We start from the raw sequence: 18,057 nt of genomic DNA on the forward strand, positions 1-18,057 counted from the left end.
TCAAGAATTCCTGTCAGGCGCTGGGCTGAATGGCGCCGGTCGATGCCGGAGCAACCCGGGGCGGGTTCTGACCCTGTGCCTGGGCCTGCGCGTGGGCTTGAGCTTTGGCCTGTTGCTGAGCGAGTTCGGCGATCACTTGGTCACGGGGGCCGTACATCGTCAGGGTGCCGCTGTTCAACACCATGATCCGGTCAAGGCGTGACAGAACGTTTGGCCGGTGGGAAATGATGAACACCGTCGCGCCGGTTTCTTTCATCTTCTGCAGCGCCACACCCAGCGCACGCTCGCCCACTTCATCGAGGTTGGAGTTGGGCTCATCCAGCACGATCAGTCGGGGGCTGCCATACACCGCACGCGCCAGACCAATGCGCTGACGCTGGCCACCGGACAAGTTGACGCCCTCGCTGCCGATCACCGTGTCGTAGCCGTCGGGCAGTTGCAGGATCATTTCGTGGACGCCAGCCGTGCGCGCCGCCAGCACGACTTTGTCAGGTTCGATCTTGCCGAAGCGGGCGATGTTATCGCTGATGCTGCCTTCAAAAAGCTCGATGTCCTGAGGGAGATAGCCCAAGTGCGGGCCAAGCTTTTGTTTGTCCCACGCGCTGATGTCGGCGCCATCGAGCCTGACAACGCCATGCTGCGGCGGCCAGATGCCGAGCAACGAGCGCGCCAGCGTCGACTTGCCTGCCGCGCTTGGCCCGACGATACCGACGATGCTGCCGGCCGGCGTCACGAAGCTGATGTTTTTGATCACTGCCGCTTTCGCACCCGGTGGCGCCACAAACAGGCTTTCGACCTGCAGGTGCCCTTCCGGGTCTGGCAATGACATGCGCTCAGGCTCGGCGTTGAGCTTGTCCAGGGTTTCATTCAAGCGCTGGTACTGCACGCGCGCAGAGACGAAGCCTTTCCAGCTGCCAATCATCTGATCGATCGGCGCGAGTGCACGGCCCAGCAGGATAGAGCCGGCCATCATCAAGCCAGGATTGATCTCATGGGTAATCACCAGGTAAGCGCCTGCCGCCAGCATCATCGACTGCGCCCAGGCCCGGAATGTCTTCGAGATGGAAGTGATCACGCCGCTCTTGTCACTGGCACCGGACTGCAACACCAGCACCCGCCGCTGCCGAACCGCCCAGCGGCCCATCAGCGTGTCGAGCATGCCCATCGACTCGATGACTTCAGCATTGCGCAGGCTTTTGGTGGTGTGCAGATTGGCGGTAAGGCTTTGCTTGTTGGCCTCGGCCAGGGCGCCGCCGGTATAGCGATGATTGACATACGCCAGCGCCACCAGCACAACCGCGGAGACAACCGTCATCCAGCCAAACCAGGGGTGAAACAGAAACATCACGGCGGTATACACCGGAAGCCACGGCGCATCGAAGAACGCAAACAGCCCGTTTCCGGTGAGAAATTGCCGCAGCGAGGTCAGGTCATTGAGGGACTGCGCCGACGCGTCCATGCCGCCGCTGTTCAGCGCTTTCCGAAAGCTGGCGCGGTAGACGTCACGACTGAGCAGCACATCCAGCCGGTTGCTGATGCGCACCATGATGCGTGACCGCACCCACTCCAGCGACCCGAGCGTCAGCATCAGGATCGTGAGAATAAGGGTGAGCATGATCAGCGTGGAGGTGCTGCTGCTGGGCACAACGCGTCCCGAGACCTGAATCATGTAAAAGGTCGGAACCAGCATCAACGTATTGACGAAAAGACTGAAGAACCCGACCGAGAGGAAGCTCCCGCGACAAGCCTTGAGTGCCGCTTGCAGGTTGTTTTCGTGTGAGCGATTCATAGAATCCATGGCTGAAGATAAAGGGCTGCGAAGCCAGTGAAGTGCGGCAACGGCTAAGGCCGGCAGCATAAGAGCCGTCAACCGGCGTTGCGTTCCGCGTTCAGATTCATTTCCTGCTATCCCGACATTGGGCTACCGGTGTTATTCGTTGCCCGGCGCTCAATCCGACGAGCTGCTGACCCCACGATCTGACCTTATCAAGTAGTGCTGATGCCTGCTCGATATTGCAGCGATTGGTGATGGCGTGCCACTACCGTTGCTCGCTTAAAACGACCTGCTCTCGTGTGTGGGCTCATGTTATCGGCGCTCCGGCGCTGCTGGCTCAGGGGCTGTGTTGTCCGGATCACAGGCCAAGAAGTTGGATCCTGTCGGATCGCCACAGCGACGCCTGCCGACGACTGATATGTCCTACAGCATGCAAACCTACTCGGGGCACACGCATGTCGACGCCACTCTGATATTCTTGCGCCCTTCGCACGGGACGCTACACCAAAACGACAACCGCCCCCTGCTAACCGCATTTGTCGGATGAGGCCTCGCGCCTGGTGCGACCTCACTTCAAACATCACTGCCTGGCTACGCGCAAGGATTTAGAAATATGGAATTGATACCGGTAATTTTGTCCGGCGGTGTAGGTAGCCGGTTGTGGCCCGTCTCGCGCGAGGCCCACCCAAAACCGTTCATGACATTGCCCGACGGACAGAACCTCATTCAGAAAACCTTCCTGCGCGCCGCTGCGCTTGAAGGGGTAACGGAGATTCTGACGGTCACCAATAAAGAGCTGCTGTTCAAGACCGAAGACGAATACCGGCATGTTGCCAAATCCGGCCCGGCTCAAGCGTTCATCCTGGAGCCTTTCGGTCGCAACACCGCTGCCGCAGTGGCCATGGCCGCGTTGCAACTCAAGGAAGCGCACGGCCCTGAAGCGTTCATGCTCGTGCTGGCAGCCGACCACCTCATCCAGAATGAGGTCGCCTTTTCCGAGGCCGTCGCCAAGGCTGTCCGACTGGCCGCCAGCGGTTGGCTCGTCACATTCGGCATCAAGCCGCAGTACCCAGAAACGGGCTTCGGGTACATCGAAGCCGGTGAGCCTATCCCGAGCGAAAGCGGCCTGAAAGTCGCACGTTTTGTCGAGAAACCAGACCTGGCCACCGCCCAGTCCTACGTGGCAGCGGGTAACTACTTCTGGAACTCGGGCATGTTCTGCTTCCAGGTGGGCGCTGTTCTCGAAGAACTCGCAAAGCATGCGCCTGACGTTCTGTCTGCTGCTGCCGAATCCATCAGCCTCTCTCGTGAAACCAAAGGCGACGCCTACCGCTGCCTGAACCTGGACGCAGAGTCCTTCGCCAAAGTCCCGGACATCTCGGTTGACTACGCATTGATGGAGCGCTCTGACAAGGTCGCCACCGTCCCTTGCGACATTGGCTGGAGCGACATCGGCTCGTGGAACGCAGTGAGCGAACTCACCAATGCCGATGCCAATGGCAACCGCTTTGAAGGCGAAGTGCTGTCCCACGGCGCGCGCAACAACTACGTCAACAGCGAAGAACGCCTGACCGCACTGGTCGGCGTGGAAGACCTGCTGGTCATCGACACAGCCGATGCCTTGATGATCGCGCACAAGGATCATGCCCAGGACGTCAAACACATCGTCACCCAGCTGAAGAAGTCTGGCCACACCCTGCATCAGTTGCACCAGACGGTGCATCGCCCATGGGGTACTTACACGACTCTGGAAAACGGCGAGCGCTTCAAAATCAAGCGCATCGTGGTCAAGCCCAAAGCGTCGCTGTCCCTGCAGATGCACCACCACCGCAGCGAACACTGGATTGTGGTCAGCGGCATGGCAATTGTCGTGAATGACGATCAGGAGCTGATGCTGAACACCAATGAGTCGACGTTTATTCGTGCGGGGCATCAGCATCGCCTGACCAACCCGGGTGTGATCGACCTCGTGCTGATTGAAGTGCAGAGCGGCGATTATTTGGGTGAGGACGATATCGTTCGTTTTGAAGATGTCTATGGCCGCGCGGGTCAATAAGGCAACCGAAACTTTGGTCTTGGTAGCCATGGTTTCTGGTGTCTGCCGACGACCATGGACCGCACTTGACCTTCTCAAAGGCCCCTCTCGCCAGGAACATAGTTCCCGGCGAGACTGGGTCTGCTTCCAGAATGCCCAACTGTTGTCCTTCATCTGATCAGTTTATGCGCGTCTAGATCGACGCCAGACCGCGGGAGAAGCAATGCCAGTGAGTGAGCCCCATTTGAAGTTTCAGGATTTTAAGGTGAACACATGTTTGGATTGTTGAGAGGGCTGTACAGCTACAGGAGCTTTATCGGCACCTCCATCCGCAACGAATTCGTAGCTCGGTTTTCCCGCAGCAGCCTGGGTGGGTTGTGGATGATCATCAACCCGCTGGCGAACGTGCTGATCTATGCGCTGATCCTGTCCAACGTTCTAGCAGCGAAACTGCCCGGCATCGAAAACAAATACGCCTACGCGCTGTATTTGATGGCCGGGACGCTTGCGTGGAGCCTCTTCTCCGAGATCATCAACCGGTGCCTGACGCTGTTCATCGAGAACGGCAATCTCATGAAGAAGATGAGATTCCCGCGGATCACCCTGCCCTTCATCGTTTTGGGCTCGGCCTTGCTGAATAATCTGCTGCTGCTGCTCTCCGTGCTTGCAGTCTTCATTTGTCTCGGTCAATGGCCGACCTGGGAGATGCTCTGGGCCATCCCCTTGATTCTCATCGTCGCGGCGCTGGCAGTCGGGCTGGGCTTGATCCTCGGTGTGCTCAACGTATTTGTGCGTGATATCGGTCAGGTCATCCCGATCGTGCTGCAGATCCTTTTCTGGTTCACGCCGATCGTCTACCCGATCAACATCATCCCCGAAGACCTCAAGTCGCTGATCGCCTGGAACCCGATGTACCCGATCGTGACGGCGTATCACGACGTCTTCGTTTACAACGTGGCGCCTGACTTCTCGCAGATAGGTATCACTGTCCTGATCACATGCCTGCTGCTGGGCTTCGGCCTTTACATCTTCCGCCGAGCAGCGCCCGAAATGGTGGATGCTTTATGAGCCTGTTGCGCGCAAAAGACCTTGGCAAAGCCTACCGGACGTATCGAAGCGAGTGGCAGCGTATTGGCCGCTGGCTGGGCATCAAAAGCGCTCCCCGCGAAGAGCATTGGGTGCTTCAGCACATCAATTTCGAGATTAATGCAGGCGAAGCCATTGGGATCGTCGGCCAGAATGGTGCGGGCAAGTCGACGCTGCTGAAAATGCTGACCGGCACCTTGCAACCGACAACGGGCTCCGTTGAGGTGCACGGCCGGATCGCGGCGATTCTGGAACTCGGTATGGGCTTCAACCCGGAGCTGACGGGTCGTCAGAATGTTTATCACGCGGCAGGCTTGATGGGTTTTACCACTCAGCAGATTGATGAAGTGATGGATGAGATCGAGGCGTTTGCCGAGGTTGGCGAATACTTTGACCAGGCGGTCCGGACGTATTCCAGCGGCATGCAGATGAGGGTGGCCTTCGCGGTCGCCACTGCCAAGCGCCCTGAAATTCTGATCGTGGATGAGGCACTCTCGGTTGGCGACAGCTACTTCCAGCACAAAAGTTTCGACAGGATTCGCGAGTTCCAGGATCAAGGCACCACGTTGCTGATCGTTTCACATGATCGAAGCTCGATCCAGGCATTGTGCGACCGCGTGCTTCTGATTGAAGGCGGCACGGTGATCAAAGATGGCGCGCCGGAAGAGGTGATGGATTTTTACAACGCCATTATTTCCGAGAAGGAAAACGCCACCGTTCAAGTGCACAAGCTTGCAGACGGGAGCGTGCAAACGCGTTCAGGCTCCGGCGAAGCGACCATTGAGAGTCTTGCGCTGTACAACGAAGTCGATGCGCCGGTCGAATTCGTGTCTGTGGGGCAATCACTGAGCTTGAAAGTAAAGGTCAGCGTTAACAGTCCCATTCCCGAGCTGGTCGTGGGCTATATGATCAAGGACCGCTTGGGCCAGCCGATTTACGGAACCAATACCCATCATCTGGACAAGAAGATGGGCGCGCTCGAAGGGAGTACCCAGTTGGAGTATGTCTTCAGGTTCGACGCCAATATTGGCGTTGGCTCATATTCTATCGCTGTCGCCCTGCATACGGCAGACACCCACCTCAACGCAAACTATGAATGGCGAGACTTGGCACTGGTGTTCAACGTGATCAATGCCGACAAAATCCCTTTCGTTGGCTCAGCCTGGATACAACCTACAGTGGAGTGCATCCAGTGATGCAGTTCTATCGCGCCTTCGAAGACAAACACCGCGGCTCCCACGAAACGATCAAGCAGCGACTGCAGGTGTACCTCCCGTTCATCCTTCCGCTGCAAGGTCTGTATGACGACTGCCGCGCGCTCGATGTAGGTTGCGGGCGCGGCGAGTGGCTGGAAACCCTGGTCGAGAACGGATTCAATGCCACCGGCGTCGATCTGGACGAAGGCATGCTGGAAGCCTGCCAGGCCCGCCACTTGCCTGCCGAGAAGGCCGACGCCCTGCTCTATCTGAAGGCGATGCCAAGCGACTCACTTTGTGTATTAACCGGTTTTCACATCGTCGAGCACATACCCTTCGACGATCTGAAACAACTGGTCGCCGAAGCGAACCGAGTCCTTAAGCCTGGTGGCCTGCTGATTCTCGAAACGCCCAACGCAGAAAACCTGATTGTGGGGACGCAGAATTTCTACCTCGACCCCACACATGAAAAGCCTATTCCGCACATGCTGCTGGAATTTTTGGTTTCATTCAGTGGCTTTGCTCGGTCGAAGCTGTTGCGTCTGCAAGAAAATCCGGCGCTAGTGGTCAGCCCTACCGTCGGATTGATGGACGTGATCGGCGGGACGAGCCCGGATTACGCAATCATTGCTCAGAAAGATGCAGGCACGCTCGACGTGTCGGCATTCGATCCTGCGTTTGACGCGGCATATGGATTGAGTCTTGACGAGCTCGTACGTCGTTATGAAGAAACTCAATCGTCCAAGTTCGCTGAGCTGGCGCGTCTTTATGAAGAAACTCAATCATCCAAGCTCGGTGAGCTGGCACGTCTTTATGAAGAAACTCAATCGTCCATGCTCGGTGAGCTGGCACGTCTTTATGAAGAAACTCAATCCTCTAGGCTCGGCGAGTTGGCACGTCTTTATGAAGAAACTCAATCTTCCAGGCTCGGCGAGCTGGAGCAGCGTCTGGTAACCAATCAAAAGGTAACGCTGGGGGAATTCGAACACCGTTTTGACGAGGTTCAGACCGCAATGCTCGATGATCTGCGATCACGTCTCGCAAGCAATCAGGCAGAGAAACTGAAGGAACAATGCGAGATTCTGACTAGCACTGCTTCGCTGCTCGAAAGTCGATTTGACCATGTCGCGCGTGAGTACTCCGCGATGACCAATCAAGTGGATGACGTCAAAGCTGCAGTTCTGGACTTCAAGCTTGACAAGCTAAAGACGGCAAACATCGCACTGGAAAACGCCAACACCTCTCTCGAGTTTGCGAACGCTTCGTTGGTTAAACTGCTCGATGAGTCCTCCAGAAACGCACACATGTGGTACACCGAGGCAGAAAACCGCCTGAGCCAGATCAATGCGTTGAAAGACGATGCTGCTCACAAAGATGAAAGAATCAAAGCGTTGACCGGCGAACATCACTCGTTGAACGAGTACCTCACTCAGCTGAAAAACAGCACCTCATGGCGGGTAACAAGCCCGCTTCGAGGCGGTGCAGTGCTGGGCAGATCAGTGACTTCATCGCCGTCGCAGACACTCAAGCGGGCGATCAAGAGAGTATTGAAAGGCGTTCTGAACCGACCCGGCCTGCGCAAGAACGTCAAGCGCGTGCTGTTTCGTATCCCCGGCCTGCAAACCAGATTGCAAGCCCTTGCCGCTCGTCTCAGGGCGGAAACAGTGGTCACGCCGCAGACGGTCCAGTACCCGGAGCCGACTCCGAGCTTTACGCCGGATCCGAGTGATGTCCCCGCTGCTCCGGCTCACCTCACGGAAAATGCCAAGGCTATCTACAACCGCCTCAACAGCAACGAACAACGTAAGGATACGAATTGATGCGCGTCGTTATTGACCTTCAGGGCGCCCAGGCGGAAAACAGAAATCGGGGCATCGGACGGTACGCGCTGTCGTTCACCAAGGCCTTCATCAAAAACCGTAGCGACGTGGAAGTCTTCGTCGTCCTGAACGGGCTATTCGGCGACGCTGTCGATTACATTCGGGACGAGCTTTATGGCCTGTTGCCGCCCAGCCATATCCAGACATGGAGGCCGAGCAGCAAGGTCAGCGCGCTCAATCCGGAGAATGCCTGGAATCGGCAGGCTTCCGAATTGGTGCGTGAGGCGTTCATTGCCAACCTGGACCCTGACCTCATCCTGATCACCAGCCTGTTTGAAGGTCTGGTCGACGACGTGGTGACCAGCATCAAGGCGCTGAACTCGTCGATCCCCACGGCAACGATCGTCTACGACCTCATTCCCTACATCAATCCCGACGCTTACCTGGCATCACCGCCGGTTCGCAGCTGGTACGAAACCAAGCTTCAGCACTTGCGCCGCGCCGATCTGGTGCTGGCGATCTCCGGCTCATCGCGATCGGAAGTCATTGACCACCTCGGCTTCACTCCCGAGGAAGTCGTCAATATTTCCACCGCTATCGACACCGACCATTACCGGCCGAAGCTCGATGAACAGCAGGACACAAGCCTGAAAAAACGCTTGGGGATTGATCGCCAGTTCGTCATGTACACGGGTGGCATTGATCCGCGCAAGAATATCGAAGGTCTGATCAGCGCTTTCGCCAAGCTGTCGAAGCCGGTCCGCCGCGATCATCAGCTGGTGATTGTCTGCAACATTCAGCCGGACGAACGCTCCCGTCTCCAGGACCTTGTTGTCTCAACCGGCTTGAAGAAAGCGGACGTGTGTTTCACCGGTTACGTGAGCGAAGACGATCTGATCGCTCTATATAACGCGTGCAAGCTGTTTATCTTCCCGTCGCTGCACGAAGGTTTTGGCTTGCCTGCGCTGGAAGCCATGTCCTGCGGCAAACCCGTCATCGCCTCAAATACATCGAGTCTCCCGGAAGTGCTCGGAAACCCCGAGGCGCTGTTTGACCCGTATCAGATCGACTCCATCACCGCGAAGATGGAACAAGTACTGGTTGATGATGCGCTCAGGGCCGGGCTGGCGGACTTGGCCATCCGGCAGTCTCGTAAATTCACTTGGGACGAGACAGCGATTCGAGCCGTGCGGGCAGTCAAGGAATTGATCGCCGGACGCCGTTCGATCCCGAATCCTGTGCGTGCGCCGAAGCGGCCTCGGCTGGCCTATGTTTCCCCGCTCCCGCCTGCCCGTAGCGGGATCAGCGATTACAGCGCCGAACTGCTTCCTGAACTCGCGGCCCACTACCAGATTGATGTGATCGTGGCCCAGGAGTCGGTTTCGCCCGCTGACGCTGGAATCAATTACAAGCTGCGCTCGGTCGCCTGGTTCGAAGAAAACGCCCACGTGTTTGATCGCGTTATCTACCACTTCGGCAACTCCAGCTTCCACGAACACATGTTCCATCTGATCGAAAAAATCCCGGGGACCGTCGTCCTCCACGATTTTTTCCTGTCGGGCATTGCGGCGCACATGGAGGTTCATCTAGGGCATCACGGCTTCTGGACCCGTGCGCTGTACCTCGGTCACGGTTACAAGGCGGTCAGTGAGCGTGTCAACGGCGCTGATACGGCCGATGCGGTGTGGAAATACTCGTGCAACCTGCGAGTGCTTCAGCAAGCCGAGGGGATCATTGTTCATTCCCATTACTCGATTCGGCTGGCACAGCAGTGGTACGGCGAAAACTCTGGCCTGAAATGGGCCGAGATCCCCCTGCTGCGTACGCCTCGCTTCCCCAACGCGCGAACCCACGCAGAGACAAAAGAGAAGCTGGGTTTCTCTGAAAGCGACTTCGTGGTCTGCAGTTTTGGTTTGCTGGGCCCGTCCAAGCTCAACAATCGTCTGCTGGACGCCTGGCTGGAATCCGAGCTCGCGCAGGACGAGCACTGTCATCTGGTCTACGTTGGCCAGAACAGCGAAGGTGAGTTTGGCGAAAACCTGCTGAAGAAGATCAACGCCAGCCCCTGCCGCGACCGTATCAAGATCACGGGCTGGGCAGACGCTGACATGTTCAAGGCCTATCTGGAAGTCGCCGATGCGGCGGTCCAGTTGCGGACGCTGTCACGCGGGGAAACCTCCGCCGCTGTGCTCGATTGCCTGAATTACGGCATTGCCACGATCGTAAACGCCAACGGCAGCATGTCGGACATACCGACCTCCAGCCTGGTCAAGCTGCCGGACGATTTCGACGACGCCGAGCTCTCGGACTCGTTGAATCTTCTGCGTCAGGACTCTGCTACGCGCGAGCGTATCGGCGCGCAGGGTCAGCAACTGATTCACACCCGGCACTCACCTCGGGCCTGTGCCTTCCTATACCGGCAAGCCATCGAGAAATTTCACGAAGATTCGTACCACTCCGTATCGGAGGTTGTGACGTCGATTGCAGGACTCGAAAAACAAGGCTTCAGCTACGAAAGTTCGATGGCCGTTGCTGAGTCCATTGACCAGAGCCTGAAGCCGACAATTTTGAAACCGCAGTTGCTCGTGGACATTTCCGAACTGGTTAATCGCGATGCCAAGAGCGGAATCCAACGCGTTGTTCGAAGCATCCTTGAGGTGTGGCTGTCGACGCCTCCGGGTAATTATCGGGTTGAACCTGTTTATGCCACCGAAGACGCGGATGGCTACCGGTACGCAAGACACTTCACCCTGGGCTTCCTGAATTGCCCGACTCATCTTCTTGAGGATGAGCCAGTGGTTTACCACTCCGGGGACCATTTCGTGGGCCTGGATCTGCAACCCGTTATTGTCCCGAGACAGCGTCAGGCGCTGGCAGAGATGAGGCGCCGTGGCGTCACGGTGCAATTCGTGGTGTATGACCTGCTGCTCAAAAAGCTGGCGCAGTGCTTTCCTGCAGGGGCGGCCGACATCCTGGATGGATGGCTGGAAACCGTCGCAGAGTCGGACGGTGTGATATGCATCTCCAAAGCCGTTGCGGATGAAATGGCTGAGTGGGTTGCAGAGCATCGCAAACCTTCCAAGCGACCTTTCAATATCTCGTGGTTCCATCTGGGGGCTGACATCACCAAGCCAACCAGCGCCGAAGGCACGTCGGCCATCCCCAAGAATGTGCTCACCAGCTTGCAGGCCCGTCCTTCATTTTTGATGGTGGGCACCGTCGAGCCAAGAAAGGGACATGCGCAGGTTCTGGATGCGTTCGAGCTGCTTTGGGCCAATCAGCAGGATGCCAATCTGCTGATAGTCGGCAAGCAAGGCTGGATGGTTGAGGGGCTTGTCGAGAGGCTCAGGGAGCACCCGGAATCCGGGAAGCGACTGTTCTGGTTTGAGGGCATCGACGATGATTATCTGTGCAGCCTTTATGCACAGTCCGACGCATTGATCGCTGCATCGCTCGGCGAAGGTTTCGGCCTGCCGCTTATTGAGGCTGCGCAATACGGGTTGCCGTTGATTGCCCGGGACATCCCCGTGTTCCGAGAAGTAGCCGGCGAGCATGCTTTCTATTTCGAGGGACAGGACGCGCAGTCACTCGCGAAGAGCGTTACGGCGTGGCTCGAACTGCATCGCAGTGCCGCGCAGCCGAAGTCTGATGGAATGCCGTGGATGACGTGGGAGCAGAGCGCTGGACAGCTGTTTCAATCATCACAGGCACTCGCTGAATAAGCACCGGAATATCCTCCCCCTGGCTTGACGGCAGGGGGAGGATTCTGTTTCTGGACCCGTCTGAACGCCGCTACGCGGCTATCAATGACACCGCTGCAGTAGCCACTTGGCGCTGACGGCAGCGCCAAGTGCTGAAGGGCAAGATCACTTGTCAGTCAGGATGCGCATTGATACAAACCCGATGCCAAGGATCCGATCATCCATACTCCCGGTCAGCTTCTTGGGCGAGATCGGCTTAGGCGGGATGAACGTTATGCGGTCAGCACTTGAGCCCTCCAGGTCCACATCCACGCGCACTTCCGATGTCCCTTGAGGAATCTGAACGCTATAGACATGACTGCCTATTTCGACGCGAGTCGGCTCGGTCGCGTTTGGCCCAAAGGGCATAGCCTTCAGCACAAGCGTAAATTTTTGAGGCAGTGGCTCGGTAAAGTCGAACACTGCTTTTGCAGAAGACCAACGCCCCCACGGCTCTACATCGTAAAAGCCCTCCGCGGCGCGTATGAACTCAGGCATCCCACCGCGGTTGAAGTCAATCCCGGTCGCCAGGTTACCGCTGTAACGCCCACCCATAGCGTCGACAACAAAACCTGCCTGCTGCTGAATCTGTTTTGTGGAGAGACCGCTCAAATCCGGATGCTGGCTGCCATCGAGCCTGAAGAACACAAGTTCTTTGTTGTCACTCTGAAGCAGTGGCTGTTGCTGCAGCAGGCCAGAAAGCTCCTGCACCAGTGCCTGGCCGTTATCTGCATAACCTCGGCGATCGATGTAAATGCCGTCGAAGCCCAGCTTGCGGATGACTTCAAGTTGACGCGCCATCGGTTCTTGCGCCAGTCCGCGATAGAACTGATCACCTGGCCGGCCTTTCATACCGCCAAAGCTCCAGTGCAATGCCTTCGATTGCAGCACGCCTGCCAGAAGCTGATAGTTGGAAAGGCGGTTCATGATCGGCTCTTCGGGAAAGCCAATATAGGGCAGTTGGTAAACAGCACTGCCCGCAGGGAGCGTATTTTCGATTGCTGCTACAAAGCGTTTATCGCTGTCGAATGCCTCTTCAACGGCTGCATTGCAACGCTTACAGACTGGTCCGGTCTGGTCGTACAGACCGACAAACAGCAGCACTACGGAGAGAGCCATTGAATATTTAGCGAAGTGAGGGGCTTTCTTCTGCAATATGAGTTGCAGCGAGATGAAGAAGAACAACAACGCGCCACATGCTATGAAGATGCTGATCCTGTTCCATCCCCTGATGGAAGGGGACACCAGCATTGCGAACAGCGAGCCTAGCCCACCAATCGTCGCGAACAGAAACAACACCAGAGTAACGGCAGCCAGCAGGCGCAGCCTACCGTCATGCTCTGAACGAGCGGGGGCAAATATCAAATACAACAACGCCAGCATGAACCCCGCTGCACCGATTATCCCCAACCCGGAAGTGTAGTTCTCATTGATCAGCGGCGACCCTTGGTAATATTTCACACCAACCGGCCCAAGAGGGCCTACGCGATGGTCCAGCCGTGGCATCAAGAGTTGCATCATCTTCAGACCGAAGATTTCAGACTCGGCGAACGAGCGCTTGGCGACTTCCTGGTTAGGACCGTTTCTATACGTTCCAAGCATATTGGGTGCGAGGTTGAGAAACACACCGAACACAATGGCAATGCTCAGCAGCGCTGCTTTTTTTGCGCCATGCATGTTCTTCCATCTAAAGGCACTCAATACCCCTGCTGATGCCAGAACGATCAGCCCGAACAGCGCGTAGTACACACCAAAGGAGGCCAGCACCACCATGCACAACGCGGTTAGAGAAAGTTTGCGTAACACAGACTTGATGGGAGCTTTGGCTTGGGCCGCGTGGGTGTAGTAGATATCGAGCGCCAGATAGAAAAACACCGGGGCGACGAAGTACCAAGTATAAAAAAGGTGATTCAATCGTAAGAAATGGAACGGGACAAACGTGTAAAGCACGCTCATGGTCGCCGCAAACTTGCGGTTCAGGCCGAACGCCCGTGCGGTTATGTAGGTGCCGACAAAGCAGGAAGAAAAGCTGAGCAGATAAAACAGCTTTACGCCGGCTGGCCAACCACCCGCGATGAGCGCAAGCACTTTGATCAATAAGTGGTCAGCAGCATCCGAGCCCGGGAAATCAAGGAAGCTCGAACCGAACGGATAGCCACTGCGCGCATTATCAAACAGCCAGCCTTCCGTAACCCGCTGCGCCATCCAGGCATGAAACATCCCGTCGCCTTCGTACCCATATGGCCGGGACAGGTCCGGGATCAGCCCGTGCAAGCCGCTCATGAAGAAGCTGGCGAGGAAGAATGTCGCAATTGCACCAACGAGGAGAAACTTCCACTCGCAAGCAAGCGTTGTCCGCCACGTAGGGAAACCGCCTATGTCGCCATGGCGGTGCAGACGTGTACTGATTTCTGAATTCAAAGTCTTTGCTCGGATTGGTTAGTCAAAATTTACGCGTTCGCTTTCAACCACGAGCGGCATATTGCGAATTTTGGTGTGAACCGAACCCAAGTACTCACCAAGCATCCCCAAGAACAAAATCTGAACCGAACTGAAGAAGAACAATGAAATGAGCAGAGGAGCGATACCGACCTGGAATGAGTTCCAGAACACCAGCTTGGCGATCAGGAAACCAAACGCTGCCAACAGGCTTAATCCTGCAAGCAAGGCTCCCCCCATCACCATCAGACGCAAAGGCACTTTGGAATGGTTGGTGATACCCAGCATGGCAATGTCATACAAGGTATAGAAGTTGTTGCTGGTAATGCCGCGCTGGCGCCGTGGTTGCTTGAACGGCACGGTTGCGATCGGAAAGCCGATTTCACACAGCAGCCCACGGAAGTACGGATACGGATCGTCAATCTTCTTGAGAATGTCCAGGACCGCACGATCAAACAGGCCTGCGCCTGTTGCGTTCTGCACCAGCGGGACTTCCGAGATGCGGGTCACGAAGCGGTAATAGGCGCGGCGTGCGATGAACATCAGGCGCGACTCTTCGCTTTCTGGCTTCACCGCCATCACGGTCTTGAAGCCCTCCTCCCACTTTTTGACGAACTCTTCGATCATCTCTGGCGGGTCTTGCAGGTCGGAGGCGATCAGCACGGCCGCGTCGCCCCGAGCCTGTAGCAGGGCGTGGTAGGGCGAACGGATATGACCGAAGTTTCGGGCGTTAAGGATCAACTTGACCCGGTTGTCCTGCGCAGCCAGTGCGCGCAACTTCACGATGCTGTTATCGGTCGAGCAGTTATCAATGAAGATATGTTCGTAATCGTAGTCGAGGCGTGACATCACCTCGACGATGCGCTGGTGCAGCTCATCAATATTGGCTTCTTCGTTGTAGCAAGGGGTCACTATGCTGATGAGCTTACGCATAATTGAAAACATACCTGTTATTAATGACGAATGAGAGTAAAGCCATGGGCACGATCAGAGCGATGCCGGCTAGGTAGGGGTTTACGCCCAGCAACTTCAGCGCAGCGATCCCGGCCACGTTGGCTGCGTAGACAACGGCATAGCCGGCCACGAAACGAAAGATGAGTTTGTTGTTCTTCGAACCAAACACCAGGGCGCCAGTGCTCTTGAAATTGAACAATACGCCCAGGATCGTGGCGCACAGCAATGCCATGCTGTAGTGCAGACCGAGGTAAAGGAAGCCGGCAAAGCAGCCGTAGCCGAACGCCGCGTTCAACATCCCTACCAACGCAAACCGGACCAGTTTTATCTTGAGAAGCGCGTGAAGCCGTGGCCACGCTTTTTCAGTTTCTTGCATGCAGCGCCTGCCTGATTTCGCGCAACACGCCGCTCAGCGATGAGTCACCGGGCACATAGCCGAACAACTGCTCAGCCCTGCGATTGTGCGAATAGTAATGGGCCTTGGGCCCGGTGGCGTTCACCCGCGCCTGCTCACCAGCAACCGTAAACTTCAGACCGAATTCGTCGCTCACCGCTGCCAGCAATTCGAACTTGCCCACCGGCGCAAGGCTGTAGCAGTCCACTGCATCGTTACCGGGAGGTGCCTGCAAAACACGGTCGATCAACTGCATGAAGTCGGCAGGCGTGAGGTAATCGCGAAGCATGTCATCGGGAGCAACTTCCAGCACGGTGCCCGTGTGCAGGGACCTCAGGATGTCACTCAGGAAGAACCGCGCCTCGCACGACTGGCGATGGCTGAAGTAGCTGAAGACTCGCACATCGGTGATAGCCGCCTCTGGCAGCGCTCGGTGGCGACATTCAGCCTGAAACTTGGCCGCGCCGTACCAGTGCTGTGGCTGCAGAGCGTTGATGGGGAAAACGGCGACCGAGTCCCCAGTGATCGGCGCCGAGAAGTTGGTGCCGTACGCGGCGCCGCTGCTCAGGTAGATGTACTTGCAGGCAGGGTGGCTACGCAAATAGGCCAAAGCCAGATTGTCGTACTGCTCCGTGACGCTGAAAATCGCCTGGCCCATCTGTACGGCCCGCGCCGGATCGCCTACACCAACGAAGTTGATGATCGCATCGAACTCGCCGCTGTCATCGAAAGCGGCGTAGTCGAGAACCGGAAAGCCCTCGCACTCCGCGATCGTTTGAACGCCTGCGTCCAGGGTGGCGGGCGTTCGCACAAACAGCGTGCATTTGTACGCCGTGGATTGAGCGAGACTGGCTATCAGGTCCTTGGCGATGTGGCTGCTGGCTCCAAGGATGGCAACCTTCATTGACCCAGGTCCAGCAACGGCGACTGCTCGTGGATCGGACGGCCGAACTCAAGGCGCGGTCGGCATTCGCGGGCGTCTGGCATTAATACTTCGATAAGCATCGGCTTGCCGTTTGCCAGGAACTCCACGACCGCGGATTTGAACGTGTCCAGGTCGATCACGCTTCGCGAATCAATGCCGTACGCTTCACCCAGGGCTTTGAATTGCGAGGTATAGCCATCCCAGTACGTCGAGGAGTTACGCCCCTCGAAATACATCTCCTGAAAGCCGCGCACCATGCCCAATGAGTGGTTGTTCAGTACTACCGTCAGAATAGGCAGACGCTCACGGGCGATGATGTCCAGCTCCTGAATATTCAGCTGGGCCCCGCCGTCACCGGTAATCACCACAACTGGCTTGTGCCCAGCGATGCAGGCACCCACGGCCGCCGGAATGGCAAAGCCCATCGTGCCCAGACCGCCGGAGTGGTGCATGGCTTGACCGGCGTTCAGGCGCAACGTGTGCGCGGCCCACATCTGGTTATTGCCTACATCGGCCACGTAATCGAGCGCCCGGCCTTCGGTCAATTCGTTGAGGGCACCGAACAGAGCGAAAGGGCTGAAACCCAAGTCGGTGTACTCGTCCTTGAACGATTGCTCGAACACCTGCGCCAAACTTGCATGCCAGGACGGCGGCGCGGACGGCAGCATCGGAGCGCGAGCAATGAAGGAGGCGAAAACCCCTTCAAGGTCGGCGTGGATCGACTGCTGCGCCTTCACCCTGTTATCCAGCTGAGCGGCGTCCAGATCGAACTGCACGATGTGCGCGTTTTGGGCGAAGGTTTCGGGCTTGGCGCCGGTTTGGCGTACGTCCATGCGGCTGCCAAGAACAATCAACAGGTCGCAATGCTGCACGGCGTAGTTGGCCGCCCTCGTCCCGTAAGCACCGAGCATCCCGATGTAGTGCTCGCTGGCGGGCACCTTCTCGGCGCCCTTCAGGCTCGCAACGTGAGGGATGCCCAGCCTGCGGACCTCGCTCAACCATTGGCTGAACCCGGGTGTGTTCACCGCGCCGCCACCGATCAGGAACAGCGGCTTCTGAGCTTTCTCCAACAATGCCCAGACGTCTTCATGAGAGGCGTTCTGCGCAGGCGCCCGGTCCGACTCGCGGGCCCATGCGCTCAGCAATTCATCAAGCACGGCGTCGTCGACTTCGGCCCGCTGAACGTCCATGGGAATGTCCAGAAGCACGGGCCCTGGCCGGCCTTCGCGGGCGACGGTGATCGCCTTGAGCAGGCAAGGAATCAGTTCGTCAACATGGGTGACCTGGTGAGCGTACTTGGTGATGCTGCTCACCAAGGCAACGCTGTCGAGCTCCTGAAAACCCTGTTGGCGAATAGCCCGATCGCCCTTCTGCTCATGGGTGTTGACCTGGCCGGTCAGGAACAGGCACGGATGGCTGTCCAACCAGCAGTCGGCAATTCCGGTAATCAGGTTAGTGGCGCCCGGGCCGCTTGTGCCCAGTGCCACGCCCATCACTTTGTGACTCGTCGCGCGCGCGACGGCGGATGCAGCGAAGGCGGCGCCTTGCTCATGGTGCATGGAAACCAACTTGGTCTTACCGAGCAAGTTGATACTGTCCACCAGGTGGGCAATCATTCCACCGATGAGCTCGAAACCGTAGAGGACTTGAGTGTCCGCCAGAACCTTGGCTACTGCATCCGATGCTTTCATAAG

The 18,057-nt window shown here is 57.1% G+C and carries 11 protein-coding genes; 5 read left to right on the plus strand and 6 right to left on the minus strand.

Features of this window, described 5'->3' with window-relative positions; all coding sequences use genetic code 11:
• Positions 1–13: 13 nt before the first annotated feature.
• Positions 14–1,789 (minus strand): type I secretion system permease/ATPase, encoded by a 1,776-nt coding sequence (locus QWI18_RS21530; protein WP_369319797.1) that lies wholly within the window; start codon positions 1,787–1,789, stop codon positions 14–16.
• A gap of 598 nt (positions 1,790–2,387) precedes the next feature.
• Here QWI18_RS21530 and QWI18_RS21535 point away from each other — a divergent pair.
• The 5 genes from QWI18_RS21535 (at position 2,388) to QWI18_RS21555 (ending at position 11,633) form a co-directional block, all read left to right on the plus strand.
• Entirely contained in the window at positions 2,388–3,830 is a 1,443-nt protein-coding gene (locus QWI18_RS21535) for a mannose-1-phosphate guanylyltransferase/mannose-6-phosphate isomerase (RefSeq protein WP_369319798.1), read from the plus strand.
• Positions 3,831–4,082: 252 nt separating this feature from the next.
• A complete protein-coding gene (locus tag QWI18_RS21540) occupies positions 4,083–4,877 on the plus strand; it encodes an ABC transporter permease (protein ID WP_272631366.1) in 795 nt (264 codons plus the stop codon).
• Positions 4,874–6,091 carry an ABC transporter ATP-binding protein gene (locus QWI18_RS21545; RefSeq protein ID WP_369319799.1) on the plus strand — a complete coding sequence of 406 codons (1,218 nt, stop codon included), beginning with the start codon at positions 4,874–4,876 and terminating at the stop codon, positions 6,089–6,091. The genes QWI18_RS21540 and QWI18_RS21545 overlap by 4 nt, the downstream gene beginning before the upstream one ends.
• On the plus strand, positions 6,091–7,911 hold the full coding sequence (locus QWI18_RS21550; RefSeq protein WP_369319800.1) for a methyltransferase domain-containing protein: 1,821 nt from the start codon (positions 6,091–6,093) through the stop codon (positions 7,909–7,911). Before QWI18_RS21545 ends, QWI18_RS21550 begins: the two co-directional genes overlap by 1 nt.
• On the plus strand, positions 7,911–11,633 hold the full coding sequence (locus tag QWI18_RS21555; RefSeq protein ID WP_369319801.1) for a glycosyltransferase: 3,723 nt from the start codon (positions 7,911–7,913) through the stop codon (positions 11,631–11,633). Before QWI18_RS21550 ends, QWI18_RS21555 begins: the two co-directional genes overlap by 1 nt.
• Before the next feature lie 144 nt (positions 11,634–11,777).
• Here the strand turns inward: QWI18_RS21555 and QWI18_RS21560 are convergent, their stop codons facing one another.
• The 5 genes from QWI18_RS21560 to QWI18_RS21580 are packed head-to-tail and all read right to left on the minus strand — an operon-like array spanning position 11,778 to position 18,054.
• A complete protein-coding gene (locus QWI18_RS21560; RefSeq protein WP_369319802.1) occupies positions 11,778–14,072 on the minus strand; it encodes a sugar translocase in 2,295 nt (764 codons plus the stop codon).
• Between the two features lie 18 nt (positions 14,073–14,090).
• Positions 14,091–15,023 (minus strand): glycosyltransferase family 2 protein, encoded by a 933-nt coding sequence (locus QWI18_RS21565; protein WP_369319803.1) that lies wholly within the window; start codon positions 15,021–15,023, stop codon positions 14,091–14,093.
• A complete protein-coding gene (locus QWI18_RS21570; RefSeq protein WP_369319804.1) occupies positions 15,016–15,420 on the minus strand; it encodes a GtrA family protein in 405 nt (134 codons plus the stop codon). Before QWI18_RS21570 ends, QWI18_RS21565 begins: the two co-directional genes overlap by 8 nt.
• Positions 15,407–16,342 carry an NAD-dependent epimerase/dehydratase family protein gene (locus tag QWI18_RS21575; RefSeq protein ID WP_369319805.1) on the minus strand — a complete coding sequence of 312 codons (936 nt, stop codon included), beginning with the start codon at positions 16,340–16,342 and terminating at the stop codon, positions 15,407–15,409. Before QWI18_RS21575 ends, QWI18_RS21570 begins: the two co-directional genes overlap by 14 nt.
• The gene (locus QWI18_RS21580; RefSeq protein WP_369319806.1) at positions 16,339–18,054 is read right to left on the minus strand and encodes a thiamine pyrophosphate-binding protein; all 1,716 of its coding nucleotides are present in this window, start codon (positions 18,052–18,054) and stop codon (positions 16,339–16,341) included. Before QWI18_RS21580 ends, QWI18_RS21575 begins: the two co-directional genes overlap by 4 nt.
• Positions 18,055–18,057 lie beyond the last annotated feature (3 nt).

Source organism: Pseudomonas sp. W2Oct36 (assembly GCF_041060465.1).
GTDB lineage: Bacteria > Pseudomonadota > Gammaproteobacteria > Pseudomonadales > Pseudomonadaceae > Aquipseudomonas > Aquipseudomonas graminis_B.

Bases quoted from the DNA above. Each gene is read 5' to 3' on its own strand.
- QWI18_RS21540 (WP_272631366.1), top strand. From the start codon at position 4,083: ATGTTTGGATTGTTGAGAGGGCTGTACAGCTACAGGAGCTTTATCGGC.
- QWI18_RS21565 (WP_369319803.1), bottom strand. From the start codon at position 15,023: ATGCGTAAGCTCATCAGCATAGTGACCCCTTGCTACAACGAAGAAGCC.
- QWI18_RS21550 (WP_369319800.1), top strand. From the start codon at position 6,091: ATGCAGTTCTATCGCGCCTTCGAAGACAAACACCGCGGCTCCCACGAA.
- QWI18_RS21530 (WP_369319797.1), bottom strand. From the start codon at position 1,789: ATGAATCGCTCACACGAAAACAACCTGCAAGCGGCACTCAAGGCTTGT.
- QWI18_RS21575 (WP_369319805.1), bottom strand. From the start codon at position 16,342: ATGAAGGTTGCCATCCTTGGAGCCAGCAGCCACATCGCCAAGGACCTG.
- QWI18_RS21555 (WP_369319801.1), top strand. From the start codon at position 7,911: ATGCGCGTCGTTATTGACCTTCAGGGCGCCCAGGCGGAAAACAGAAAT.
- QWI18_RS21545 (WP_369319799.1), top strand. From the start codon at position 4,874: ATGAGCCTGTTGCGCGCAAAAGACCTTGGCAAAGCCTACCGGACGTAT.
- QWI18_RS21570 (WP_369319804.1), bottom strand. From the start codon at position 15,420: ATGCAAGAAACTGAAAAAGCGTGGCCACGGCTTCACGCGCTTCTCAAG.
- QWI18_RS21535 (WP_369319798.1), top strand. From the start codon at position 2,388: ATGGAATTGATACCGGTAATTTTGTCCGGCGGTGTAGGTAGCCGGTTG.
- QWI18_RS21580 (WP_369319806.1), bottom strand. From the start codon at position 18,054: ATGAAAGCATCGGATGCAGTAGCCAAGGTTCTGGCGGACACTCAAGTC.